Origin of the sequence: Methanoregula sp. (assembly GCF_049518935.1) — an archaeon.
Lineage (GTDB): Archaea > Halobacteriota > Methanomicrobia > Methanomicrobiales > Methanospirillaceae > Methanoregula.
Window position 1 is genome coordinate 332,302 of record NZ_JBEKRH010000001.1, and the last position, 25,543, is coordinate 357,844.

The window sequence follows — 25,543 nt, forward strand, 5'->3', positions numbered from 1 at the left end:
AATGATGCATCTGGGGGTTTAGTGAATCTCAATGCGCTCGCCGGTCTGCATGTAATGCACATTCTCCGCAATCTTGCAGGCATGATCGGCACAGCGTTCAAGGTACCGGGCAACCATGATGTAGTGCGTGCAGCGCGAGATGTTCTTGGGATCTTCCATCATGTAGGTAATCCCCTCCCGGAAGATCGAATGCCTGAGTGCATCGATCGTATCGTCACGGGATGAAAAATCCTCAATAAACGAGAGATCGTCAGTCTCGTAGGCCCTGACCGCATCGTCAATCATTTCGATTACGAGATCGGCCATGTGGGGGATGCTCATCAGGTTGGCGATATGGGGCTTGTCTGAGATATCCTTGACGATGTTGGCAATCACCTTGCCATAACGTCCGATCCGCATAGATGCCGTTATGACCTTGAGAGTACAGGCGATGACACGCATATCCTTTGCCATTGGCTGGTTGAGTGCGATCAACTGGTAACAGTGCTCCTCAATCCTGACTTCCATTTTATGGAGTTCATCTTTTCTGGCAATGACCGTGGCTGCAAGTTCCTTATCCTGCCGTATCAATGCGTCGACAGAGTTCCTGAGCATCAGGCGCCCCAGCGCTGACATAGCCAAGGTATCTTTTTTCAGGGTTTTGAGTTCTATATGAAATTTTTCTGCCATGTTCCCTCCCTACCCAAACCGGCCGGTGATGTAATTCTCGGTGAGTTCTTCTTTTGGGTGTTCGAAGATCTCCACGGTCTTCCCGCATTCGATCAACCTGCCCAGGTACATGAAACCGGTAAAATCACTCACCCGGGCCGCCTGCTGCATGTTATGCGTAACGATGATGACCGTGTACTCTTCCTTGAGCATGTCGATCAGGTTCTCGATCTTTGCAGTTGCTATCGGGTCAAGTGCCGAACAGGGCTCGTCCATCAGGATCACTTCCGGGGAGACGGCAAGGGTCCGTGCAATGCAGAGTCGCTGCTGCTGGCCGCCGGAAAGGCCAAGAGCAGAATCGTGAAGACGGTCCTTTACTTCGTCCCAGATGGCGGCATGACGGAGACTCTGTTCAACAATCCTGTCGAGCTCCCCTTTATCCTTTACACCGTGGACTTTCGGACCGTACGCAATATTCTCGTAAATCGATTTCGGGAAAGGATTGGGTTTCTGGAAGACCATCCCGACCCGCTTCCGGAGTGAGACAACATCCGTATCCGGTGCATGGATATTTTCATCATCGAGCGTGATCTCACCCGTGATCTTCACATGATCGATAAGATCGTTCAACCGGTTGAAGCACCGCAGCAGGGTAGATTTCCCGCATCCCGAAGGACCTATCAGGGCAGTCACCTTATTCCTTGGGATCTTCATGGAGACTGACTGCAGCGCATGCTTCTCGTGATACCAGAGGTTGAGATTGGTTGTGGAAATGATACTGTGTTCAGACATATTATCCCCGTGCCTTGTTCTGGAAATGGGTTCTTACAAGAATCGCTACCAGATAAAATCCAACGACAAGCATCAGCAGAACGAGGGCCGTGCCGTACCTGTTGGTAGAGGAATTCGGGACATTGGTTGCAAGAATGAAGAGGTGATATGGCAGCGCCATTACCGGCTGGAAGACAGATGAAGGCAGGAAGCGCTGCGAGAAGACTGCTGCTGTAAACATGATAGGGGCTGTCTCCCCGGCCGCTCTTCCTATGGAGAGGATCGCTCCGGTTACGATACCCGGGACCGCAGGGGGAAGGACCACTTTGCTGATGGTCTGCCACTTTGTTGCGCCAAGTGCCAGACTTCCCTCGCGCAGGGATTGGGGTATATTTTTTAAGGATTCTTCCGTGGTCCGGATCACGGTGGGCAGGACCATCAGTGCCAAGGTGATCTGCCCGGCAATCATGGAAACCCCGACATTGAGATAGAGGACGATGAAGGCAAAACCAAAAAGGCCGAATACGATCGAAGGAGTTCCATTAAGGAGATCGGCACCGGTCCGGATAAGCCGGGTGATGATTCCCTCGCGTGTGTATTCTACCAGGTAAATCGCTGCTCCGACACCCAGCGGGAGAGCAATGGCAATTGCACCGGTTACGAGGTACAACGTACCAACGATCGCCGGATAAATTCCCCCGGCCCTTCCGAGATCCTTCGGGGGCTGGGTCAGGAAATCCCAGGAGAGAGCCGGGAGGCCATGAACGATGATGTCCTGGAGGATGATAACAAGAATTGCCAGGACGACGAGCGTTGCTCCCGCGATCAGGGCAAATGAGCACTTCTGGATCGTAGCCTGTGAAAGCCGATCCCTGCCGAAATACCATGCACCTCCTGCGAGGATGACCAGTGCCGCAAGCCACCAGGGAGCGGCGGCAAGCAGGAAGATGAGAAGAGCGGCGGCAAGCAGGATTTTCCCAGCTCCCCCGATCGAGTCCATTACAGCGGGACTGATAAAGGGTTTCCGGCCGGGACGGATCCTGCGCCCTTCGTGAAGATAGCGAAGGATAGCAACCGCAGAAAGGTTGATGACGAGCGTAATGAGCAGCAGCACGACTGCCACGGCAAACAATGCATGATAATGATCGCTGCCGATGGAGACTTCCCCGGTTTCGATACCCAGAGTCCCGGTCAGGGTCCTTACCGGGGAAAAGATGTTCCAGATCGGAACGGGGATAATCGCTGCATTGCCGGCCACCATCAGGACCGCCATTGTCTCTCCAATCGCCCTGCCGATACCGAGAATAATTGCTGCAGCGATGCCGGAGAGAGCTGCCGGAACAATCACCCGGCTGATCGTCTGCCACCGGGTAGCACCGATGGCAAGCGAGCCTTCACGGAATTCGCATGGGACTGAGCTGATTGCATCTTCGGAGACACTGACGATTGTGGGAAGGGCCATGATCCCGAGAAGGACGGACGCGGCAAGCCATGTGTTTCCCGAGGGGATATTAAAGGTGACCCGTATGAAATTCGTGAGAACGATAAGACCAAAGAACCCGTAGACTACGGAAGGAATCCCCGCCAGCAGTTCTATCGCCGGTTTGAGAATTGTTTTCACCCGGGGGGATGCGAGTTCGGAAATGTAGATTGCACAGCCAATGGACAGCGGGACAGCAAAGACCATGGCGCCGATGGTAACGAGAAGTGTCCCGACAATAATCGGTAAGATCCCGTACAGCGGCACCGCTGCAGTCGGTTCCCACGATAATCCAAGCAGAAAATCAGGCAGGCTGACCTGCTCAAGGATCGGGTAACCGTCCCGTAACAAGAATAGGAGGATGAATATGATGACAATAACGGCAAAGAAGGCTGTGAGGAAGAACAGGGTCTTGATCAACTGCTCCCTGAGTACGGAACTGCGGGAGATACCCGGTGAAATGGTCCCAAATCCGATGCTGGTTCCGGCAATTTTCACGATCTTCGCCTCAGGATAAATGGGGGAAAAATTGGTGGTCCTCTCAACAAACCATCTCAGGTCAAAGTGACATATCCCTGATCGGCAACAATCTTCTGGCCTTCAGGGCTGAGGATGTACTTGATGAAGTCGCCGGCAAGGCCGCTTGGCTGACCGTTGGTGATAACATAGAGGTTGCGGGAGATCGGATAGGTCCGGGTCTTCACATTGTCAATAGTGGGGGAAATCGTAGTGCCGGTAGTACCCATGATAGGAAGTGCCTTGATATCGGAGCTGACGAACCCGATGGATATATACCCGATGGCATCCGGAGTCTGCGCAACGTTCTGGAGCACTGCGCCATTGGAGTTCAGTTCCTGCATCGAGGCAACCGGGGTCGCATTTGTCGGCAGAATCGTCTGTTCGAAATACACCCGTGTTCCCGATGCGCTGTCACGCCCTACAACAACAATCTGGTCGTTCGTGCCCGGAACATCTGCTCCCGTAATCTGGGACCATTTGGTGATATTGCCCAAGTAGATCTGCCTGATCTGATCGAAGGTGACAGACTGGATCGTGTTGGCCGGGTTGACAATGATAGCAATTCCATCCTGGGCAACCGGTGTAATGACGAAGTCGGGGTACTTGGCCATTTCATCCTTGGTCACATCACGGGAGGTCATACCGATATCAACAGTCTTGGCACCAATCGCCTGGATACCAACACCGGATCCGCCACCGGATGTCTGGATGTCTGCGTCCGGGTGTTCTGCCATGTACTTATCAGCCGCTGCCTGGACGATCGGCAGGACCGTGGTCGATCCCGTGATCTTGATGGTCTGCTTCTGCCCTGTTGAGACAGGTGCACTCGTGGTTACCGGTACTGCATTCGCGGTCTGGATGACGGAAGTAACGGAGGTAGTGGCGCCAGCTGCTGCAATCGTGGGGGAGGCAACCGGCACCTGCGTGGCAGCCGTGTTCGTTGATCCGTTGCCCGTACACCCTGCAGCAATCGCGAGCATGAACACCGCGACAAGGCTGAGGGTGATAATCAGATAGGAACTCCTTTTTGCATTCATGGTGTTCGATCTAGCATTTCACACGAGCTAATAAACCTTTTTTCGCCATAAACTATACTAGTATATATACAAGAAATAGACAAATAGAGTGTAATAGCGAAATCATTTTCCTATTGTCTTGCGGTGAGAAAGAGATGGAGATACGGCGCGTGCAGATGACGGGGGGTGCATCCTTTGTGGTGACACTCCCAAAAGACTGGGCGGAGGCGCAGAAGATCAAAAAGAACGATCCGGTCGGGCTGACGGTCCAGCCGGACGGGACGTTGCTCGTTACGAAAAAGATCACGGAAGATCCCATTCAGCGCCTCAAAGAGATAGATAGTAGTATAGTAGCTGATCCCGCATTTTTATTCCGGATGCTTATAGGTACATATATAACCGGATTTACTACCATCAGGATAACCTCAAAACAGAGATTTCCCCCGTTCGTGCGATCGGTAGTGCGTGATTTTACCCAGATGACGATCGGTCAGGAGGTTGTTGAGGAAACTGAGACGGTCATTGTCATTAAGGATCTGCTCAACCCATCAGAGATGCCGTTTGACAACACCATCAAGCGGATGTTTGTCATCGTTAAAACCATGCACGAGGATGCAATAACGGCGCTTGAGACGCATAATAAAACGCTGGCGCAGGATGTCATTAATCGCGACATGGACGCTGACCGGCTTAACTGGCTGATCGCCCGGCAGACGAATATGATTATGCAGAATGCCTCCTTGTCCCGCAAGATGGGGATCTCAACCGGTATGGCCATGAATTATTATCAGCTGAGCCGGATCATCGAACGAATCGGTGATCACGCGGTCAGGATCGCTGAGAATTCTCTTCCCATCATTGACAGCGATCTCGATAAAAAAATCGTGAATGCTATCAAGAAATCCAGTGCCCTGTCCCTGGAAATATTCGACCGGAGCATCATATCTTTCTTTAATACTGACATGAAGGAGGCTCACAAAAATATTGAATCGATCGGTGCACTCGAAAATATCTGCGGCGATATCAACAACATGGTACTCAAACAGGATACCGTTGCTGCAGTATCCATCGGTTACATTGTCGAAAGTATTCGTCGGGCCGGGGAATATGCCGGCGATATCTCGGAAACCGTGATCAACCTTCTGGTGGAAAACGAACAGGGACCCCATAAGGCAAAGGCCGGAAAATAATTTTTTCTCCCCTTCATTACACCTCTCGTATTAAGCCACCTTTTTCATAGTTTGTAAAATAAACGCTCTTCTGTAGAGACGTCCCTTGCATAAAATATGTAGAGATATGATTTTACTATATACTTGTTTAAAAAAGTATATATTAATTCGGTGAGAACACTGATTGAGTGGAGTCGGAATTGCAATAACCGGCAGGAGATCTAATCATATGGGATTCATGAACACTATCCTGAATAATGAGAACCAGGATCCTGAATTCTGGTACCAGCGGGGGCGCGAGCTCTGCACCAGCGGATATTATCTTGATGGACTTGAAGCGCTGGATAAAATGATTGCAATATCTGCATATCATGCCGACTCCTGGTTCCTGAAAGGTTACGCCATTTATCAGATGGGTAAGTACGAGGAATCCCTGCAGTTCTTTGATCAGGCATTGGCCCTCAATCCCCGGCTTCACGAGGCACTAACTTATAAGGGCCTGATCTATTCCGGTTTTGGCAGACATTCCGAAGCCCTCGTCCAGTACGATCGAGCTCTGGCACTTAATCCCAAATACGGAAACGCATGGTACGTCAAAGGCCTTACGCTCGCTATCCTGGAACGGTATGATGAAGCGATCGGTGCCTATGAACAGGTACTGGTTATTGAGCCAAAGCATTTCGATGCTCTGAGCGGCATCAGCATTGCAATGAAAAAGCGGGAGAAATCCAGGCAGACAAAACCGGTCCAGAAACCCGCGGACCTGATTTCTGCTCCTCCCCTCACTTCACCCAATCCTGGTATGATAGAAGAGACCTCAACCATGCCGTGGAGTGTGTGCGTACCCCGTGCCAAACCCGCTCCTTTGAACATTCTCCCTTCGGCACATCCCCCGGCAGCAGCCCGGAAAAAAATCTCTCGTGATCTCTTCGAGCCGGTTACCGATATAGACAGAGACCAACAGGTCTCATCAGGTAAACTGATCAGAGATGCTCAAAAAACTGAATCGATTCCCGTTCAACGATACGATGTACGACCGCAGGGAACACCAGTCACCACAACATCCGCCCCCAACACCACCCAAGTCCACCGCAATTCCTATGACGAACTGATCCACCAGACACTGGAAGTCCTCAACAGAACCCCGGGGAATAGTGGATCCCTGAACAGCCTTGGGGATCTCTATATCAAAGTAGGAAAGTATCAGCTAGCCACAGAAGCCTATGAACAGGTGCTGGAACGTGCACCGGAGAATGCCCGAGCATGGGCGGCCCTTGGTGATGCACGGCGGAAACTCGGCATATATGATGAGGCACAGTTCGCCTATGACCGGGCGCTGGAGATCAACAATGAGGATATAACAACCTGGATAAACCGGGCAAAAGCGCTTGCTATGCTTGGCCGGTACGAAGAGGCAATCGATTCATGCGATTGCGCAATCGAATGTGACTGTGATAATACTGATGCATGGCTCTACAAGGGATTCATTCTTAAAAAGATCCGCCGGCATTCGGATGCTTTGCATGCATATGACCAGGTTCTCGCCATCAATCCACATCATGACCATGCTATACGACAGAGGAAAACGCTCATTGATAGTCAATGATACCAGAATTAACCCTGCCACCTTCCCGAAGCATACTGGTAAGTACCCCAATTATTTTGGAAAGGGCATTATCTTTGGCGTATTTCCTGTAAGCTCCGAAAATAGAATAACACGATCGGGAGAGAGGCAGATCACAAAGCTGTCAATCATATGATACGCAAAATTCTTCGTATCACACCGAAATGAATTCTTCATTCATGAACCTGAAAAAAATCAACCTGAAAAAAACCATTTCCGCTCTTTCCACGGATCTCGGAATTGTTTTTTTCTCGATGATCATCCTGATGTCAGTTTTTGAGCTGACCAAACAACTCCTCAATCCATCCATATCCATTTGGGAGTCGCATGAGATTACGATCGTATTTACAAGCGTAATCTCGATTGTCATCGTATTCTTTCCACTCCGACGATCTTACCGCGAACAGCAGAAAGCAAGAGAGGCGCTTGCACACCAGCGGGACGCAGAGGAGAAATTTCGTAGATCCGAGATGCAGTACCGGTCGTTTGTCGAATCCGTTGAAGACTCCATTTACACCGTGGACAAGGATCTGCGTTATCTCCTGATTAATGCCCGACATCTGGTACGCAGGGGATTATCTCCTGAACAGTATGCCGGAAAATCCTACGCCGATTTCCATTCCCGGAAAGAAACTGAACTATTCATGGCTCGGGTTCAGCAGGTCATTTCCTCAAAAAGAATGATCCAAGACGAATACGAACGGGATGGAAGATTTTTTCTCCGTAAACTTAACCCCGTGATAGATACCATGGATAATACGGTTGTCGCCGTTACGGTCATCTCGACTGACATTACGGATCGAAAAAATGTCGAGAGAAAACTCGAGGAGAGTAACAGGAAACTGAATCTGGTGAATGATATCACCCGACATGACATTCTCAACCAGATGACGGTACTGAATTCATACATCTCGCTTGGGGAAGCGCAATCCTCTGACCCGGCAGTTACGAAATATTTTGTCCGGAGTGAACAGGTAATTGAGACAATACACAAGCAAATCCTCTTTGCCCGGGATTACCAGAAGATCGGTATCGCTTCTCCCCAATGGCAGAATGCAGAAGTCACCATCAGGCACGCGCAGAAACTATTACCCCCCATGGCTGTTGACACAACGGAGACTTGTGCCGGGATGGAAATTTTTGCTGATCCCCTTCTTGAAAAAGTGTTCTATAATCTACTGGAGAACTCGCTCAGGTATGCAGAACCTGACACACTGATCAAGATCACATGCCAGCCCGACCAGGATCACCTCATGTTTCTTTACGAGGATACCGGGCCGGGGATTTCCTACGAGGAGAAGATGAAACTATTTATTCGGGGCTATGGAAAAAATACCGGCCTCGGCCTTTTCCTGATCCGTGAGATTCTTGCCATAACGGGCATCTCGATCATGGAAAACGGGATTCCGGGAAAAGGATGCAGGTTCGAAATCCTCATTCCCAAAAGCGGGTATCGGCCCGGTTCTGGTATCCCGATTGAGTGAAACCCCATGTTCTAGTATTAATTCTCATTAGAAGAATAGGTGCTATCCCTCTTTTTTAGTGAGATACTTCACCTGTCCGGTCAGATGGAGCGGCAATAAGTATCCCGGGCCGGATCATCCATCCGACATCATTTTTTTCACAATATTAGTATGATTTGATATTGATATATATACAGTCTAAAGTGAAAGATATGATATAGGTTTGAAACTTATGGGATCGTGCAGGTCATTTGATGAAAGTACGGACCCGAACGAGACTGATCCTTGTCGCAACCTTGGTCATCTTTCTGATTATATTGAGCTTCATCACCCAATCGCTGATCCTCCAATCGTTCAACGTACTGGAACAAAAAGAAACTACCGCAAATGTTCAGAAGTTTGTCGCTCAGGTCAACAGTCAGGTGGAGAATGTAGCCGCTACCTGCAAGGACTGGTCTGATCGGGATGAGACGTCTGCATTCATTACCGGTACGCAGGGAGTGAATAATCCCACGGCCCCGTTCCAGCCGATCTCCATGAAGAACCTGGGCATCGATTACATTCTGGCCTATAATTCATCCGGTAGCCTCGTATTCTCTGAAGCGATCTCTCCGGATGGAACCGTCGACAGATCAGTTCCACAGGAATTGGATGGGATCATCCATGACAGCATCATTCCTGAAGGATCACCCGGAGGGGTCGCAGGGCGGCGGGGCATATCCTACCTCAACAATGATCCGATTATTCTTGCCGGTTACCCTATCCCTTCCGGCAACAGAATGGGATCTTCTGCGGGAACTCTTGTCATGGGCAGATTACTCACCCAGGACCGGATCGATAATCTGGACCAGATACTCCAGATGTCTGCAACACTTGTCCCGTATTCCCGGACTGCAAATGTCCAGCCATTGAACGCGGATGTCGAGAACCGGTTAAAAAAGGGTGCGATCATTGCTCAGGCAATGAATGATACGAGGATAGAAGGTACCGGGATGATTACCGGTATTGAAAACAAGCCTACATTCCTCCTTGTCCGGGTCGACTCGACGCGTCCGGTCTACCAGGAGGTGGAAAAATCCATCCTCATTGTCGCTACAGCAATAATGGTACTCAGCATCGTTTTCCTTGTCGTTGTCCAGCTCCTGCTCCAGCGATTTATCCTTGCTCCGCTGAGTACACTGGATACCGGTATGAAGGCCATCGGCAAATCCGGGGATCTTGAGCAGCGGATCCCGGAGAGGGGTGACGAGGAGATCGTCTCGCTCACCCGTTCCCTTAACCAGATGCTAAATGAGATCCAGCAGCAGCGCGATGAATTGCGGGATTTGCTGGACGAGATTCAGCAGCAACGTGATGATCTCAGTTCTGCGCGGCAGGAACTCGCCGATCGCAACAACCGGCTTGAAGAACTGAACCGGAAGGCCAATCTCTATCTCGATATTTATCTCGACGCGATTTCGTATGAGATTCTCAATTCCCTCATGGGTCTGCGGGGATACGCTGAATTATTCCGTGAGACCGCAGGCCCAAAGGAAAAATACTTTATTGAGAAGATCATCGGGGTTACCCAGAAGAGTAACGAGGTTATCCGGAACATCGAGACGATTAGCCATATCTATAAAACGCCACCGGAAATCCGGCCGGTCAATATAGGTGATATCCTGAAAAAAGAGATAGAATCACGGCCTGACGTTCATTTCCGGATGGATAACTGCTACAGGAATGTCCTTGCCAACGATATGCTGGGAGTAGTTTTTGACAATCTCTTCTCCAACAGCCTGAAATTCGGGGGGACCGGAGTAACGATAGGGATCAGTGCCCGGGATATCAGCGATCAGGATATTGAAATATCGGTGACTGATGATGGTCCGGGGATTCCCGATGTAATGAAACCCAGAATATTCGATCGGTTTGCACACGACAAAAAGACGCGGAGCAGCTATGGTCTCGGACTTCATATTGTCAAGATGCTCATTGAAAGTTATGGTGGAAATGTGAGAGCTGATGACCGCGTTGCCGGGGATCCTAAGCAGGGTGCTGCCATCCGGTTCACCCTTCGGAAGGCATAAGATAGTGATTCTCATAAGACATCACATACCCGCACTATTTCCGACCCGTTACCATAATCTCCTCCAGCCCGTACGAATTTTTTCTGGAAAGCATTTCTAGTATCATTCCAAAAGAATGGTATTCCATCTGAGGAATATGCGATCATCATGACAGGAACAAAAGGGCATTTTGAACAGGGCAGGTGGGTAACGGAACCTGAACCTGTACCTCATAGTCCTGAGATCAGGATCGATGCACGAATCAGTACCGCAACAACTGCGGTGATTGCAGCAATGGATGATGTTGCAAACGTTTCCCGGGATCTGGTGACAAGTGAGGAAGGTAAGCGATATATCGAAAAGACCCTGAAGGATACCACGGTACAGATCCAGAGATCATTTGAAGAGATCCTCACTATGACAAAATCCGAGATTGACAACAAGATCAAGTCGCTGAAATAGCAAGAGGCAAAAAGTACCGTGAAACTACTTGCTACTCCAGTTCTTTTTTTAGAGGGTTCTTCGCCCCATCCCGAGGCATATCAGCACAAAAACGAGATTTTTCCTATAAACAAATGATTATCCGGGAATTCTCATAGTAAGGAGACGATGCTGGCTTGGGAGATCAGGTAATAGGTTCTGAAATTTTCCTGCAACGTTCAGGGTACTCCGGGGACCAGAATTGTCTGGGAGATCAGTTTGCCGGACTGCGCATGCATTGTTACGGGTTGCGGGCAGATAGGTGACGTAGTATTACTTTGCATTACCGTAGCAGAGGCAACTCCGTTACTGTACGTCACATTTGCCATCTTGTCAATGGAAAAACAATTCTGCGGTGTGTTCGGGTTATTATCAATGATGAAGATGACCGGCACACCATGTACGGGATTGTTGTTGATATCGTAAAGCGTTGCGGATAACGTGCTATTATAGAGATTGGGATTATCTGGTATTTGCGGGTTTGCGGGAGAAGTTATTGCCAGCTGAAGACTTGCAGGCGGATTGAAATTTCCGGCCGGAAGGCTGATTGGCTCTGATGTCGCACTCATCCCCAGATCGTCCCTAACGGTCAGGGTAGCCCGGTAATACGGGGTGTTATTCAGTGAATTCAGCCGAACCGTTTTTCCTGTGAACGTCTGGTTCTGGATAGTCCAGTTCATAATATCACTCCAGTTGCCTGGGGGAACAGTTGATGACGCATCATAGACGGTCCAGTTCCACGATACAACCGTGTTGTCTGCCGTTGACTGGGAACCGTCAAGAACCAGTGCATCGCGCTGGACGTTACCGAGATCATCTGTTTCCATTTTGATCTGCGCCAGCGGGACAGGTGGTTTGAGGATCTTTTCAAAGAAATTACCGAGAGATGTAAGAACCTTGATATCCTGGGGTTGTGTCGCATCAAACTGCTGGGATTGACGATAGTAAATGAAAGGATCTACCGTGGAATTTGAGATGAAATCAATATACACTTTCTGGCTCTGGGTCCCCGGGATGTCAACGGGGCTTGTGAAATTCCATATCTGCGGGGGATTACCGGTAGTATCATAAAACGATTTGTCGGAGATATTGAGAGCATAAATATTATTGACTGCCAAGCCTGTAATCCTTACATCATCCGTATTGAGATTTACCAGTGTTATGGTGACATTGTTCCAGTACAGGGAATTATTCACACCCCCATGAGCGGCCCAGTCAACAGGATCGGAACGGAACATCACATTCATGATACTTACCTGTTCGTTCTTCACCGAATTCAGATGAGTCTGCCGGTTCATCTCATCTTTCTGTATCTGAGAAACCATGAGGGCAAGACCGGCAGCGGCAGTCACCGTAATAAGGATCAGAAGAAGCGTCCCGACGATCACCGAAACAGATTCCTCACCGGTTCTTCTTCTCATGGTACTTCACTACTCAATGTGCTCTGCCGGATTATATTACTTATTAATAGAATCTATATTAGAATATATTCAAACAATATCTCACTATAGTTAATGCCAAAGGATTCATGCCAAGGATACAGAAAACTCTGATAATTCTTACAAGAAAACAAGCCGATCACTGATCGAATGAATTCCTCATGGTGAAGATGTAGGATCCGAATGCTGATAGGATTCCACCCATCAGGATGAGAACAAGCAGGATGGCAATCGTCACAAAGGAATCCCCGTAACCCATGACATAATCCGAACCGTTCTTCAGGGCATGAGAGGCTAGGCTGATTAAATTTGAGATCCACATCGTTTCCAGGATGATGCTTACCATAACACCAGTGACAAAACCCGGGATAAGGGATTCTGCCGGTGTCTGTTTTTCTCCGCGACAGAGCCATGACGAAAAGATGCCCCCTGCTTCAAATATCAGAATGACCAGAAGCGGGTAGGTTATCCCCCATACGTACGATCCCGTCTGGCTCATCCCGCCGGCTGCAAACTGCTGAAGGAGAATAGTATTGACAAGAACCAGCAATACCATCGCCTCCCCACAGATCGCGCCACTGATAAGACCATATCGCAGTAATAAATTCATTTGTATCCGAACCGTTGTTTTATCAGGGATCATTTCATACCCGTGATCAACATCCTTCTACTGCAACGCAATAAGGGAGGTCTTGAGTATTACGTGTACCAATTACTCTATTACGCGGTCACAATTTATATATTTTTTTAAAAAATATAGAGGGAGATGGGCCTCATCCGTTGGTCAAAGAAATAACAGAGACCGAAACCAGAATTCCAGCAATAAGAAAGAGCGCATAAGCCAGCTGGGAGAAATCCGGCGCACTGATAAGAGTCACACATCCAATGATTGCCAGAAGGAAACCGACAAATATCTGGATAAGCGGACCATCAAGATTGATCATGTTGGACGAAGCGTATCCCATGCGTTTACCACCAACCACGGGTTACCGGCATTTTGTATGACATTGGAACGCTTCCAGAAGATATTTCCCCGATTCTTTACTGGCTCTGTAATCTCCTTATTGCAAGGACAGGTTGCGGTGTCAGAAATCATTCCGGAACGTCGCCGCCAACTCTCATTCATCTGCCAGAACCTTCTGTTCCTTCCCATACTCCCTGGCCTTTTCAGGGAGTGGAGCAAAACGATAATTTCCTTCCGGGATCCTGATTTCAAAGCAGACGCCTTTGCCATATTCTCCATTCTCGATAATGGTCATCCGGGTGATCGACAGGATCTCACGGGATAAAAAGAGACCGAGACCAGTGTTTTTACCAAATCCCTTCCTGAATATATGGTTTTTATCATCCTGTGAAATACCGATACCGTTATCCCGGTACGAGAGAATTATGTCCGGTCCTGCCCGATCGAACGTGAGACTGATCTCGGAGACGCATTCCCCATAGCGAAAGGAGTTATCAAAAAGGTTGTAAAACACTTTTTCCAGCATAGGATCCGCATAAACTGCTATGGATTCCGTGACGCACCGGAACGGTACGGTCTTCAGCATCTGGGAAAAAGCCCGTGAAGCAATTTCCTGGACATTCTGCCATTGAGGAGCCCTGATCCCAAGGTTATCATATTCTTTTGTGAAATCAATCTGGCTTTTTATTGTCTGGCATGCCCGGAGTTGTTTGTTGAGGATCTCAAGGATTTCCCCATCATCAGTTTTACTCCGCAGGATTTCATTGTACCCCATGAGAACGGAGAGCTTGTTAAGTACATCGTGACGAGTTATACCAAGAAGCAGGTTGAGTTTGACATTGGCCAGCCGTAAGGCATCTTCAACCTGTTTTATAGTCGAAATATCCCGGATTGAGAGGATCAGGATGCTCGGCGTACCATCGCCAAACGAGGTGAAGGAAACTTCAACAGGGAAGATCTTCCCGTCTTTTCTTTTATGAAAATGCATCTGGAGATCGGCTTTATTCCCTGTGAGTTGTTCTGAATTCCGCTGAGGATCAGTGGAGAGGCTGGAAAAGGACAGAGTGAGAAACTCTTCCCGGGTGTATCCGTACAAACGGCATGCCGCATCGTTGAGATCTAGGATCTTCATCGTATCCTTTGACACAATCAGATGGGGAGACATATCCGTATCAAAAATTCCCCGGTATTTCCTCTCAAGATCCTGGAGTATTCTGACATTATCTGCCAGCTCCTTGTATTGCTGTTTGAGTTCTTCTTCCGCAGTAGACAACTGTTCATAAGTGACCCGCAGTTCGAGCTCCGACTTGTTCTGCCCGGTAATATCCCGGAAGCTCCAGACTCTCCCCACGACAAGGGAATTCATGGTATGCGCTTGTGAGAAGCGCCGGAACACCCGACCATCTGAAAAACTGATGATATCATAACTCGTCGATCCCTTCTCGGCCCGTATCTCCTCGATCCTTTTCAGATATGCCGGGTAATCCACAACCTGATTCCGGGCAAATTCTATAAATGCACTTTCGTCAAGGATTTGAGAATTATCTGGCGGAACCTGCCACATCTGTAAAAATTTTTTGTTAAAGATTGTGATCTCCCCGCTCATATCGGCCACCATGATACCATCGGCAGTGGATTCGAGGGTTGCCCGGAGAACGGAATTTGATTGCTCAAGCGCATATTCGGTCTGCCTGCGCTCTGCGGCCTTTTTTATTTTGTGAGTGAGTTCCGCAAACTGTGCCTTGGGTGCACCCCCTTTCTGGATATAATAATCTGCACCGGCATTGAGGGCATTTATTACCACTTCCTCCCGCCCCCGCCCGGTAAAAATGATAAAAGGAGTCCTGTCCCCTCTCGAGCGAAGTGTTTCCAGAAACTCAATGCCATTCACCAAAGGCATCTCATAATCGGATATTATCACATCATAGTTTATATTGCCCCATCCCTCCAGTTTAGACTGTGCTGAAGTTGAAATATCAACCTGCATCGAACCATCCATCTCAAGGAAGGTTTTGCCGATTTCGAGAAGACACTCCTCATCGTCAACATACAGAACTGACAGCATGGCAATTTCCCGGAATTACGGTGTGTATGTATATCTTCTGGACCGTGATTATAGTTTCTAGCCATAGAGTATATATAAATATATATTTTTGGTCCGGATCAAATCCATCCGAGTTACGGAAAAGGCCCGGATATTTGTACATTGCTTAAAAAAAGTATTATTTTTTCCCTGATCGCCGATTTGAATGAAAATTGAATATAGATTCTCAATATCTCTATGTTAATAAGGTATTTATTTCCCGTGACTGATATTCAGGATAATTCTGCAAGTGTTTCCGCGGGCAACCAACGAGATCCAAAACCAATAATTCAACAATAAAATTCCACTATCATGAACCTGATTATTATAAAATATGGCCTTCTCATCGGAGCGATCCTTGCAAGTACTGCCGTTGTCACCGGGCCTCTGAACCCCCAGAAACTGTTCACGGATCCCGAAAATGCTCAGCTCACGGCAGACTCGGTTTACCAGTTTGGATCTGATGTTTTTTACAAGGAACTGGACAAACCCGGGAATGAATACATGAAAAGCAGTGTTTCCGGCTATTCCCAGTCTTTGATAGCGACCAACGATATGGACAATACGTTCCAGGAACAATGGAATCGCGGAGTTACGGCTTTCGAATCCGGATATTCTGATAGCACCACTGCATTCTATGAACTGCTCGATGCTCACGATTTGCCGACGGCACAACAAAAAGTAGCAGTCTGCAGGCAATTTTCCTTAGCAGATACTGAATTCGAACAGTCTCTTGAATATTTCGCTGCAGCAAAAGCCAGTGCAACCCCGGGATCTGCACAAGGGTTCACGATAGGAATGGTGATCCCCCGGATCGAAGCGATCAGGGAGGAATGCCAGAATGCGGAGATATCATGCAAGATGGCGGTTCTGGCAGATACCAGTCAGGATCCTGCCGGTTTTTCGGCGAATGTAAAGGATACACAGGGCCACATAAAGGAAATACAACGCATTTATCCGGAGCTGAAAGGATTGAGCAGTGATTTTTCATGACGGTTGTGACAGGCCCGGTCCTGCACTCTGTGGATCGGAAACGATGAAGAACAAGATAATTTGCAAAAATGATGAGGTATAAATGATGGACATTGACACAAATAAAATTCTTCTCGAGGAAGAAGAGACCAGTGCTGAACAATTTGAGGATCGGAATTTGCTGAACATTATATCGGTGGGAATTTTTCTCATCGCGGGTCCGCTGTTCATTTACTTTGGCTTTTATCTCCTCACATCCCCGTTTACCGTAAAATGGGGCTCATTATCAATTGCGATCGGTTTCCTTGTCGTTGCCTTTGGCTTCAGCCTCTGGCAGGATCGCCAGATCCAGACCCTGAGGAGACTGCAACGGGAAGAAAATGCAGAAATCCGAAGACTCCTTGAGGAACTCGTGGAGAAGATAAAATAATTTTTCAGGTGATTCATAAAAATGGATGTTACTGCTTTTGATCCGGATGCACAGGCTGTTTCGCCGGTTTTGGAAGAACACATATCCAACCGGATACATATTTTTTCATAACAGGATTTTATTTTCTCCCCGACCCCTTTCCCGTCCGCGAATTTTTCCATGCCTCAATATTTTTACAGTCATGATCAAACGGCAGCCGGTGCTTATCGCAATAATATTTGCCGCAGTATTCACAAAGGAACGGGAGATAGACGCGTTCGCCGCAGATCGCGCAGGTATTGTATAAAGGATAATTTTTTTCCGGGAAAAACCGCAGGAAAAACCGGGAAATTGATTCTCTCAGTCCCATGCATGAACACTTCGCTGTGCAGAGTAAAATACTGTGCAATCCGGTGCCATGAGACTAGGGATGAAGTCACTCATATGACTCCGGTTTTTATATTCTGTAATTTTCGACAGGTACTTCAACCAGTACTATAAAATCTCTGCACGATCAGATGGACACCCGACAGAAAATTATCATCGCTGTGCTCATGCTCGGCACCCTCATGGGATCGCTCGATTCAACGATCGTCATCCTGGCATTTCCCACGATCTCCCAGAGCCTCCATGCGGACATGCTCTCCACGCTCTGGATTATCCTCATCTACCTCCTCGTAGTAGCAGTCTGCACGACACAACTCGGGAGACTGGGGGATATCTATGGCCGAAGCCGCATGTTCAATACCGGGTTTGGTGTTTTCACGCTCGGCTCACTCTTCTGCGGATTCTCTACCGGGATCGGGTGGCTTATCCTGTCCCGGGCGGTCCAGGCATTCGGTGGAGCCCTGATGCAGGCAAACAGCGGTGCGATTGTCGCCGATACTGTCCCTGTCGAGGTACGGGGAACCGCCTTTGGGTATATCTCGCTCGGATGGACCAGCGGGGCAATGCTGGGTATCGTCCTTGGCGGGATCATCACCACATACGTGGGCTGGGAATACATCTTCTTCATCAATATCCCGATCGGGATCATAGCAACCATTCTCGGTTTCCGGTACGTCAGGGACAACGTCAGGACCGATGCTCACCTTGATGTGATCGGGATGCTCCTGCTGGGTGCGGCCCTCACGCTCGTCTCATATGCGGGAGTGGATTTTGCCGGCCAGGGTCTTGCCCAGACCAATATCATCACATTCATCCTTGGAATTATCGCCATTATCCTCTTTATTGTATACGAATCGAAGATTCCCCACCCCCTCATCGATTTCCATACCTTCGAAAACCGTGTGCTCCGCTACTCGGTCTCCGCCGCGTTTTTCTTAAGTCTTGGCTACCTTTCTGTTGTATTTCTCATCACTATGTATCTGCAGGGGATACGGGGGCTTTCACCCCTGTACGCTGCGCTGCTCCTCACACCGGGATATATTGTCGGGAGCCTGCTCTCGCCGATGATGGGGAAATTCTCCGACCGGTATGGCGCCCGGCTCCTTGCAACTTCCGGCGCGGGCGTGCTGATCCTCGCCACGTTCCTGTACCTGACACTCCAGCTCGACACCCCGCTCTGGGTGGTGCTCATCGCATCGGGGGTTTCAGGGATCGGTTCTGCCATGTTCTTTCCCTCGAACAACAGCGCAGTCATGGCCAATGCCCCGCACGGGTCCTACGGTAGTATCTCAGGTATCCTCAGGACCGTGCAGAACATCGGGATCCTCGGAAGTTTTGTTATCGCCATTACTGTGGCATCCGCCTCAATCCCCCGGGATGTTGCTTTTCAGGTCTTCATTGGTACGACCAGTCTTATCGGTGGCGTTTCCGAGGCATTCCTCCACGGGATCGATGCATCTCTCTGGGCATCGGTCGCAATCATGGGGATCGCCCTGATCCTTTCCTGGTTACGTGGCAGGAGTATCGGGCATGGAGACCGGAAATCCCGTCCGTAATAATGGAATCCAATCTCACGATTATCCCCATTCGTAACGATTTTAAGTCCATAGCAGAAGACACCACACAGGAAAATACCGATGCCGGAACCGGAGAAGAAAAAAAGCCGAGCTGAAGATTGCCGGGATGCATTGCGCTAGCTGTGCTGCCACTATCGAAGAGTCACTCTCGCACGGGATGGATGTATCAGAAACCCGGGTAAATTTCGGCACAGAATCCGCCCATGTCGAGTTCAATCCATCCAAAGTATCCCTTTCCACGCTCGAGAAGGCAGTGAAGGACGCGGGGTACAATGTGATCAACCATGAGGTAACGCTGAGTGTAGGAGGCATGATGTGTGCCACCTGCGCCGGGACGATCGAGGCCACACTCCGGGAACTTCCGGGAGTCGTTTCTGTTAACGTAAACCTCGGCACGGAGAAAGCTTATGTTACATATAATCCCTCGCTCTCCGACATCCCGGATATGAAGAACGCGATCGAAGATGCCGGGTACCAGTACCTTGGTATCGAGGGGGAGGTGAGCGATGAAGCGGAGAAGATCGCACGGGACAAGGACCTCCACGACAAGCTGATCCGGTTTACGCTTGGGTTTGCGGTCAGTATCCCCTTGATGGCAGCGATGTACATTCCGCTGCCGGTCTCCATGCAGGTGCTGGCCTACGTGATGCTCGTTATTGCAACGCCGGTCTTTGGCTGGGTGGCATACCCGATCTTCCATGCCGCCTGGATCGCACTCCGCCACCGCACACTCTCAATGGACGTCATGTACGCGATGGGTACGGGCGTTGCATTCATCGCGAGTGTACTCGGGACCTTCAATATCATCCTGACAAACGAATTCATGTTCTACGATACCGCCATCATGCTCGCGGCATTCCTCATGCTCGGGCGGTACCTTGAAACCCGGGTGAAGGGACGAACTTCAGACGCGATAAAAAAACTGGCCGGCCTCCAGGTAAAGACGGCAACCGTGATTCGGGACGGAAAGGAGATGGAAATTCCCGCTGAGGATGTTGTGGCCGGGGATCTTGTCCGGGTCCTGCCCGGTGCAAAGATCCCGGTGGACGGGATGGTCACGGAAGGCGGGAGTTATGTCAACGAGTCAATGATAACCGGTGAGCCGGTCCCGGTGCAAAAAACGAACGGCAGCCGGGTCGTGGGGGGGACATTGAACACGAACAGTGTTCTTATGATCCGGGCAACAAAAGTCGGGAAGGATACCGTCCTTGCCCAGATCATCCGGCTCGTGGACGAGGCACAGGGAACCAAGCCACTAGTCCAGAGGATAGCCGACATAGCGGTGGCATATTTTATTCCGGTTGTGCTCCTGATAGCGGCTATCTCGTTCATCACGTGGTTATTTATCCTCCATGCCACGGCTCTCTTCGCGCTGACGTGCATGATCTCTGTACTTGTTGTCGCCTTCCCTGTGCACTGGGCCTTGCCACCCCGACTGCAATCACCGTTGGCGTAGGCCGGGGGGCCGAACTCGGCATCCTGATACGTAACGGGGAGGTACTCGAAGCCTGCGAGAAAGTGACAACGGTCATCTTCGATAAGACCGGGACGCTCACAAAAGGAAAACCGGAAGTGACGGATCTCACCGCTATCGGGATTCCGGAAAATATCCTCCTTTCCTTGGCAGCCGGCATAGAAGCGAACTCACAGCATCCGCTCGCCAGGGCAGTCATGCGAAAAGCGCAGGAGCGGGGAATCGTCCCGACACAGGTAACACAATTCGATACGTCCGGCGGGATGGGGGTATCCGCAATGGTCCTTGGCGAACGTGTCCTGCTGGGCAACCGGGCCATTCTCATAGAGAACGGAGTGCAGATTCCGGCAGAATCCGATACGCGGATCACAACGCTTGAGGGAGAAGGAAAAACCGTAGTAATGATAGCCAGGAATGGAACGATCATCGGCCTGATCGCGATTGCCGATACCATCAAGGAGACCACACCGACTGCGATCGCCCGGCTGAAAGCGATGGGTATACGGGTCGCGATGATCACCGGAGACAACCAGCGGACAGCAGACGTGATAGCCCGCAGGATCGGGATCGATCATGTCAGTGCCGGGGTCTTGCCCGGTGACAAGGCGGAGGAAGTGAAGAAACACCAGCAGGCCGGAGAGGTAATTGCTTTTGTAGGGGATGGCATCAATGATGCCCCTGCGCTTACCCAGGCTGATGTGGGTATAGCGATCGGGAGCGGTACTGATGTGGCAATCGAGAGCGGGGATATTGTACTGATCCGGGATGATCTTGTCGATGCCGTAGCCGCTATCCAGTTGTCGCGAAAAGTGATGGGCCGGATCAGGGGCAACATCTTCTGGGCATTCGCGTACAATGCAGCACTTATACCGGTCGCGGCGGGGGTACTTTATCCCTCGTTTGGCATTACATTCAGGCCAGAACTGGCAGCCCTTGCAATGGCAGCAAGTTCTGTGACCGTGGCCACGCTGTCCCTGCTTCTCAAAGGATATATACCGGAAGCGAAAATACGAACTGCTGAGGTTTAAGATGGCAATCGATCCCATATGCAAGATGACCGTCGACGAGAAGACAGCAAAATTTACGAGCGAATACAAGGGCAGGAAATATTATTTCTGTGCTCCGGGCTGCAAGAAGACGTTTGACACGGACCCGCAGAAGTACATCTGAACAATCGGGCGGAGTTTTCCGCGCGATCCGCATTTCTCACCCAAATTCACCGTTTTTTCAGTCCTTTTCTGACAATCTTGATATAGAAATACACTGCAACCTTTTTCCAGCTCAAGATGAGTAATCCGCTAAAAAGGCGAACACATGTCATTTTACCTGATAAGTCCTGAAATCTATTCCTGGTTCATCCTCCCGCTCCTGATCTTCCTTGCCCGTATCGGCGATGTCAGCATGGAGACAATCCGGGTCATCTACATCTCAAGAGGCATCAAGTATCTCGCACCCATCATTGCGTTCTTTGAGATCATCATCTGGCTGCTGGCCATGGAAGTCGTTATGAGCGACCTTTCCAATATCGCGAATTTCTTTGCTTTCGCATTCGGTTTTGCCACAGGGACATATGTCGGCCTGGTCATTGAAGAGAGGCTCTCGATCGGCATGGTGATCATGCGGATCGTCACAACCGAGGAGTCCAATGAGGAGATTGCCCAATTCCTAGAGTCCGAGCACTTCGGTGTCACATCCCTGGATGCGAAAGGTTCCCGGGGAAGTGTCAAGATGATCCTCTCGCTCGTCAACCGGGCTGATGTCCCCCGTATCACCGGACATATACAGACCACAAACCCCACTGCTTTCTTCTCCATTGAAGATGTGCGGTACGTCAATCAGGGGGTATTCCGTCCGAAAAAACCCAACGCGATAACCGGACTCTTCCATTCGTTCATCCGCCCCCGAAAGAAAAAGTGATGGAGCTGACAGCTCCATTCAGTTCCCTTTCTTTTTTTCGCCACGTATTTCGCATACTTTAAAGTGCACCGGCGCCAAGTGAAAGTATAGGCGAATATCGTTAATACACATGCAGATTTTTGAGGAGCGCTCTCATGAAAACAGAGATGCCATTATCCAAACCCATCCGCCGGTTTATTCTTCATACTGAGGAAACCCTTGATACAGAAATTTCCCTTTTACGTCAGCCGGAAGCAGAACCGGGGGGAACACTCGTAGATACTTATACGTACAATATCGAACACAACATAATCATCTTCCCGGCGCAATATGTGGGTCTTCTCAAGGATTTTATCATCGCAAAGCACTGCACTCACCTGCTCATCAAGGGAGCAGCAGCCAAAAAAGGCCGGTACGAGGTCTGTTCGTACACTGAAGACTCAGTCTACCGGGGCATGCGCCAGATCTACCTGGACGCCCTCAAGGATGAGGCCAAGAAAGACAACAAGCTCCCGGTCCAGAAACTGATCCAGATGCTTTTAATCCTGTTTTCCCATTTCAATGACGATATCAACGAGGTTCCCTGGAATGCGATCGTAAACGCGAGTGTCTACCACCGGTTGCCCAAGATCCGGAAAACCCAGCTTTACCATATCATGAAAGAGAGCAAGAGCGATATGGACGAGATGATGGACCAGGAAAGCATCATTCCCCGCCGGTATTTTGTCCTGAACAAGGCGATGTTTTACGCCCGGGACATGTTTCTTGCAAAGATCCTCCCGGCCGACGAACTGATGCCGGTCCTCAATATTCCCCAGATGAAAAAATTCAATCATCTCGAAGTCAAGGAAATGCTGACTACCCGTTGGACACAGACCGCATGGTACCAGTCAAAGGTCTTCGGGGATAATATGCTCGAGATCATCGAGCGCCCCTTATACCAGGTAAACTGGAGTGCGGAGCCTACGCTGGACTATTATTATGATCTGTACAAAGTCGGGATCAACCTGACAAACAACCTTATAGGGTACATGACCATGAGGGACTGGTTTGTCTGGGACTCCCCCAAACACCTGCTGGAAGCGCATGAAAAGAAAGAGGCGTACGAGAAGACGGCACTGAAAAAAATTTTCGGGGATCTGATCTCGGATGCATGGGGGGACACATGATCAGGAAACATAATGGACAACCCGGAGGCGGACAATGCCGGTAAAAGACGTAGTCGAGTTGCTTAAACGGGGAAAAGCCCTGGCAAAGCGCACAAAATACAAGGAGGCGATCGCGCACTACGAAAAAGCAATGTCGCTCGATCCGAAGTACCCGGAGAGCTGGTACCTCCGGGCCGCTGCGTATGTCGAAACGAGCAGGCACAAAGAGGCCATTGCAGACTGCGATAAAGCACTGTCTATGGATCAGAACTACGCGGATGCCTGGTCGATCAAGAGCCTCGCCCTCTTCAATCTTGATCGGTACGAGGATGCTGTGCTTGCCAGCACCCGGGCTACCATGCTGAACGGAAATGATGCCGCGGCATGGTACATCAAAGGTGTCTGCCTCGACGAACTTGGCAGAAGTGATGAGGCGCAGGAAGCCTACGGAAAATCTCTCGAGCTCGAGATCATTCTTGATATGGAAGCGGACAGGAAGAAGATTATGCAACGGGGATAACCCCGCAATCTATTTCTTTCTGCAAAGTATTCTTTACATAAGAGTTCCCAATGCGATCTGTCCTCATCGTTGATGATGAAAAAATATTGCTGGATGCCACACGTTCATTTCTCGAACGGTTTGGCGGCATGAAGGTTCAGACCGCCATTTCTACGAAAGAAGCGCTCAGTATTCTCGCTTCGGAGACCTTCGATGCGCTGGTTGTCGATTATTACCTTCCCGAGATCACCGGTATTGAACTGCTTAAGATCATCCGGGCAAAGGGCGATACAACTCCCGTTATCATTTTTACCGGGGTTGGCAGGGAGAATGCAGCAATTGAAGCACTCAATAACGGAGCAGATTTTTTCTTAAAAAAAGGAGATAATCCATCCTCGGAATTCCGGGAACTCACCCATATGATCAATCGTGCGGTTGAACGACGCCATGTCGGAAGATCCCTTGGCATCTCCGAAAAAGTCCTTTCCGGTACGGTCAGTTTTTTCCCGGAGGCGGCGTTTGCAATCGATCGTGAGGGCAAAGTGCTGGCATGGAACCTGGGAATGGCAGACCTCACGGGGATCAGTGACGCGGATATCATAGGCAAAGGGGAAGGAGCGTATTCGGTTCCCTTCTTCGGGCGAAAGGCACCCATGCTCGTGGATCTGATCTTTGAGAAGGATGAAACGATCAGGAGCCACCGTTACACGATTATCAATAAAGAGCAGGCTACGATCTTTGCCTGGATAAAAATCACGAGAGCTGATGGAACACCGGGTGTACTATGGATGAAGGCCACTGCCCTGTATGATGCGAAGGGGGCATTCATTGCCGCACTCAGCATGGTCAGGGATATTACGAATGAACTCGGAGAGGAACTTCTCAGGCAGGCGGATTATGTTTCTGATGCTACCGGACCAGTCTCAGGCCATTCAGTAACACAGGGAAACATGTTCAACAAGTTTCTCGGCAAGGCCAAATCCGCACACAAGGAGGGTCTCAGGCTGTCATTCCGGGAAGGAAAATATCGCGAGGCCATCCCCCTTTTCACCCAGGCAATCGAGATCGATCCCCAATTCGCGTATGCCTGGCATGACCGGGGGGTTGCCCTGAGGGAGATCGGACAGGACGAGGAGGCGGCAAAAGATTTCGAGAAGGCCTCAGAACTCGCACCAACAGATGAGGAAATACTCTTCAGCAGGGCTGACCTTCTCAGGAAGAGGGGCATACTGCGGGAACAAAAATCACTGATCGATGCTGCGGTCAGGGCTTTCAACAAAGTGCTGGAAATGAACCCGAACAATGCCGAAGCCTGGAACGGTCTTGCGATATGCATGAAAGAACTGGAAAAAGACGAGACCGCACGACAGTATTTTGACCGTTCCAACGAACTTGGCAAAACGGGAAAAGCCAGATTCAAAAAGCGGAATCTCGATTCCCTGATCTGATCGGATCCGATGCATTAAACCATCCGGAA

General features: G+C 49.6%; 22 protein-coding genes and 1 pseudogene. 14 read left to right on the forward strand and 9 right to left on the reverse strand.

The window, feature by feature from the left end:
* Positions 1-18: 18 nt before the first annotated feature.
* The 4 genes from phoU to ABSE13_RS01630 all read right to left on the reverse strand — a co-directional run bounded on the left by phoU (position 19) and on the right by ABSE13_RS01630 (position 4,455).
* Positions 19-669, reverse strand: coding sequence for a phosphate signaling complex protein PhoU (phoU, locus tag ABSE13_RS01615; RefSeq protein WP_424026729.1), 651 nt, complete (start codon positions 667-669; stop codon positions 19-21).
* 9 nt (positions 670-678) lie between these two features.
* Positions 679-1,440, reverse strand: a complete 762-nt coding sequence (gene pstB, locus ABSE13_RS01620) for a phosphate ABC transporter ATP-binding protein PstB (protein ID WP_424026730.1) — start codon at positions 1,438-1,440, stop codon at positions 679-681.
* Position 1,441: 1 nt separating this feature from the next.
* Positions 1,442-3,391, reverse strand: coding sequence for a phosphate ABC transporter permease PstA (pstA, locus tag ABSE13_RS01625; RefSeq protein WP_490356169.1), 1,950 nt, complete (start codon positions 3,389-3,391; stop codon positions 1,442-1,444).
* Positions 3,392-3,453: 62 nt separating this feature from the next.
* Positions 3,454-4,455: a phosphate ABC transporter substrate-binding protein gene (locus ABSE13_RS01630; protein ID WP_424026732.1), complete on the reverse strand. Its 1,002-nt coding sequence runs from the start codon at positions 4,453-4,455 to the stop codon at positions 3,454-3,456.
* A gap of 134 nt (positions 4,456-4,589) precedes the next feature.
* On the opposite strand from ABSE13_RS01630, the gene ABSE13_RS01635 reads away from it, so the two are divergent.
* The 5 genes from ABSE13_RS01635 (at position 4,590) to ABSE13_RS01655 (ending at position 11,200) form a co-directional block, all read left to right on the forward strand.
* Positions 4,590-5,624, forward strand: a complete 1,035-nt coding sequence (locus tag ABSE13_RS01635) for a PhoU domain-containing protein (RefSeq protein ID WP_424026733.1) — start codon at positions 4,590-4,592, stop codon at positions 5,622-5,624.
* Between the two features lie 208 nt (positions 5,625-5,832).
* Complete coding sequence (locus tag ABSE13_RS01640; RefSeq protein ID WP_424026734.1) at positions 5,833-7,209, forward strand: tetratricopeptide repeat protein; 1,377 nt, start codon at positions 5,833-5,835, stop codon at positions 7,207-7,209.
* Positions 7,210-7,406: 197 nt separating this feature from the next.
* Complete coding sequence (locus tag ABSE13_RS01645; RefSeq protein ID WP_424026735.1) at positions 7,407-8,711, forward strand: sensor histidine kinase; 1,305 nt, start codon at positions 7,407-7,409, stop codon at positions 8,709-8,711.
* Between the two features lie 233 nt (positions 8,712-8,944).
* Positions 8,945-10,759 (forward strand): sensor histidine kinase, encoded by a 1,815-nt coding sequence (locus ABSE13_RS01650; RefSeq protein ID WP_424026736.1) that lies wholly within the window; start codon positions 8,945-8,947, stop codon positions 10,757-10,759.
* 147 nt (positions 10,760-10,906) lie between these two features.
* Entirely contained in the window at positions 10,907-11,200 is a 294-nt protein-coding gene (locus ABSE13_RS01655) for a hypothetical protein (RefSeq protein WP_424026737.1), read from the forward strand.
* Positions 11,201-11,397: 197 nt separating this feature from the next.
* On the opposite strand, the gene ABSE13_RS01660 is transcribed toward ABSE13_RS01655, so the two are convergent.
* The 4 genes from ABSE13_RS01660 to ABSE13_RS01675 form a co-directional block, all read right to left on the reverse strand.
* The gene (locus ABSE13_RS01660) at positions 11,398-12,639 is read right to left on the reverse strand and encodes an Ig-like domain-containing protein (protein WP_424026738.1); all 1,242 of its coding nucleotides are present in this window, start codon (positions 12,637-12,639) and stop codon (positions 11,398-11,400) included.
* A 157-nt stretch (positions 12,640-12,796) separates the two neighbouring features.
* On the reverse strand, positions 12,797-13,267 hold the full coding sequence (locus ABSE13_RS01665; RefSeq protein WP_424026739.1) for a hypothetical protein: 471 nt from the start codon (positions 13,265-13,267) through the stop codon (positions 12,797-12,799).
* 163 nt (positions 13,268-13,430) lie between these two features.
* On the reverse strand, positions 13,431-13,622 hold the full coding sequence (locus ABSE13_RS01670) for a hypothetical protein (RefSeq protein ID WP_424026740.1): 192 nt from the start codon (positions 13,620-13,622) through the stop codon (positions 13,431-13,433).
* 153 nt (positions 13,623-13,775) lie between these two features.
* The gene (locus tag ABSE13_RS01675; RefSeq protein WP_424026741.1) at positions 13,776-15,686 is read right to left on the reverse strand and encodes a hybrid sensor histidine kinase/response regulator; all 1,911 of its coding nucleotides are present in this window, start codon (positions 15,684-15,686) and stop codon (positions 13,776-13,778) included.
* A 330-nt stretch (positions 15,687-16,016) separates the two neighbouring features.
* On the opposite strand from ABSE13_RS01675, the gene ABSE13_RS01680 reads away from it, so the two are divergent.
* Complete coding sequence (locus ABSE13_RS01680; protein WP_424026742.1) at positions 16,017-16,697, forward strand: hypothetical protein; 681 nt, start codon at positions 16,017-16,019, stop codon at positions 16,695-16,697.
* Between the two features lie 82 nt (positions 16,698-16,779).
* The gene (locus ABSE13_RS01685; protein ID WP_424026743.1) at positions 16,780-17,106 is read left to right on the forward strand and encodes a hypothetical protein; all 327 of its coding nucleotides are present in this window, start codon (positions 16,780-16,782) and stop codon (positions 17,104-17,106) included.
* A 118-nt stretch (positions 17,107-17,224) separates the two neighbouring features.
* Here the strand turns inward: ABSE13_RS01685 and ABSE13_RS01690 are convergent, their stop codons facing one another.
* Positions 17,225-17,455, reverse strand: a complete 231-nt coding sequence (locus ABSE13_RS01690; protein ID WP_424026744.1) for an AN1-type zinc finger domain-containing protein — start codon at positions 17,453-17,455, stop codon at positions 17,225-17,227.
* Positions 17,456-17,603: 148 nt separating this feature from the next.
* On the opposite strand from ABSE13_RS01690, the gene ABSE13_RS01695 reads away from it, so the two are divergent.
* From ABSE13_RS01695 to ABSE13_RS01725, 7 genes and pseudogenes are all read left to right on the forward strand, one after another.
* Entirely contained in the window at positions 17,604-19,028 is a 1,425-nt protein-coding gene (locus ABSE13_RS01695; RefSeq protein WP_424026745.1) for an MFS transporter, read from the forward strand.
* Positions 19,029-19,155: 127 nt separating this feature from the next.
* A pseudogene (locus ABSE13_RS01700) lies at positions 19,156-21,551 on the forward strand (heavy metal translocating P-type ATPase).
* Position 21,552: 1 nt separating this feature from the next.
* Positions 21,553-21,693 (forward strand): YHS domain-containing protein, encoded by a 141-nt coding sequence (locus tag ABSE13_RS01705; RefSeq protein WP_424026746.1) that lies wholly within the window; start codon positions 21,553-21,555, stop codon positions 21,691-21,693.
* Between the two features lie 144 nt (positions 21,694-21,837).
* Entirely contained in the window at positions 21,838-22,440 is a 603-nt protein-coding gene (locus ABSE13_RS01710) for a DUF2179 domain-containing protein (protein ID WP_424026747.1), read from the forward strand.
* Positions 22,441-22,574: 134 nt separating this feature from the next.
* Positions 22,575-23,588: a hypothetical protein gene (locus tag ABSE13_RS01715; RefSeq protein WP_424026748.1), complete on the forward strand. Its 1,014-nt coding sequence runs from the start codon at positions 22,575-22,577 to the stop codon at positions 23,586-23,588.
* 34 nt (positions 23,589-23,622) lie between these two features.
* On the forward strand, positions 23,623-24,087 hold the full coding sequence (locus tag ABSE13_RS01720) for a tetratricopeptide repeat protein (RefSeq protein WP_424026749.1): 465 nt from the start codon (positions 23,623-23,625) through the stop codon (positions 24,085-24,087).
* 50 nt (positions 24,088-24,137) lie between these two features.
* Positions 24,138-25,514 (forward strand): response regulator, encoded by a 1,377-nt coding sequence (locus tag ABSE13_RS01725; protein WP_424026750.1) that lies wholly within the window; start codon positions 24,138-24,140, stop codon positions 25,512-25,514.
* Positions 25,515-25,543: the final 29 nt, after the last annotated feature.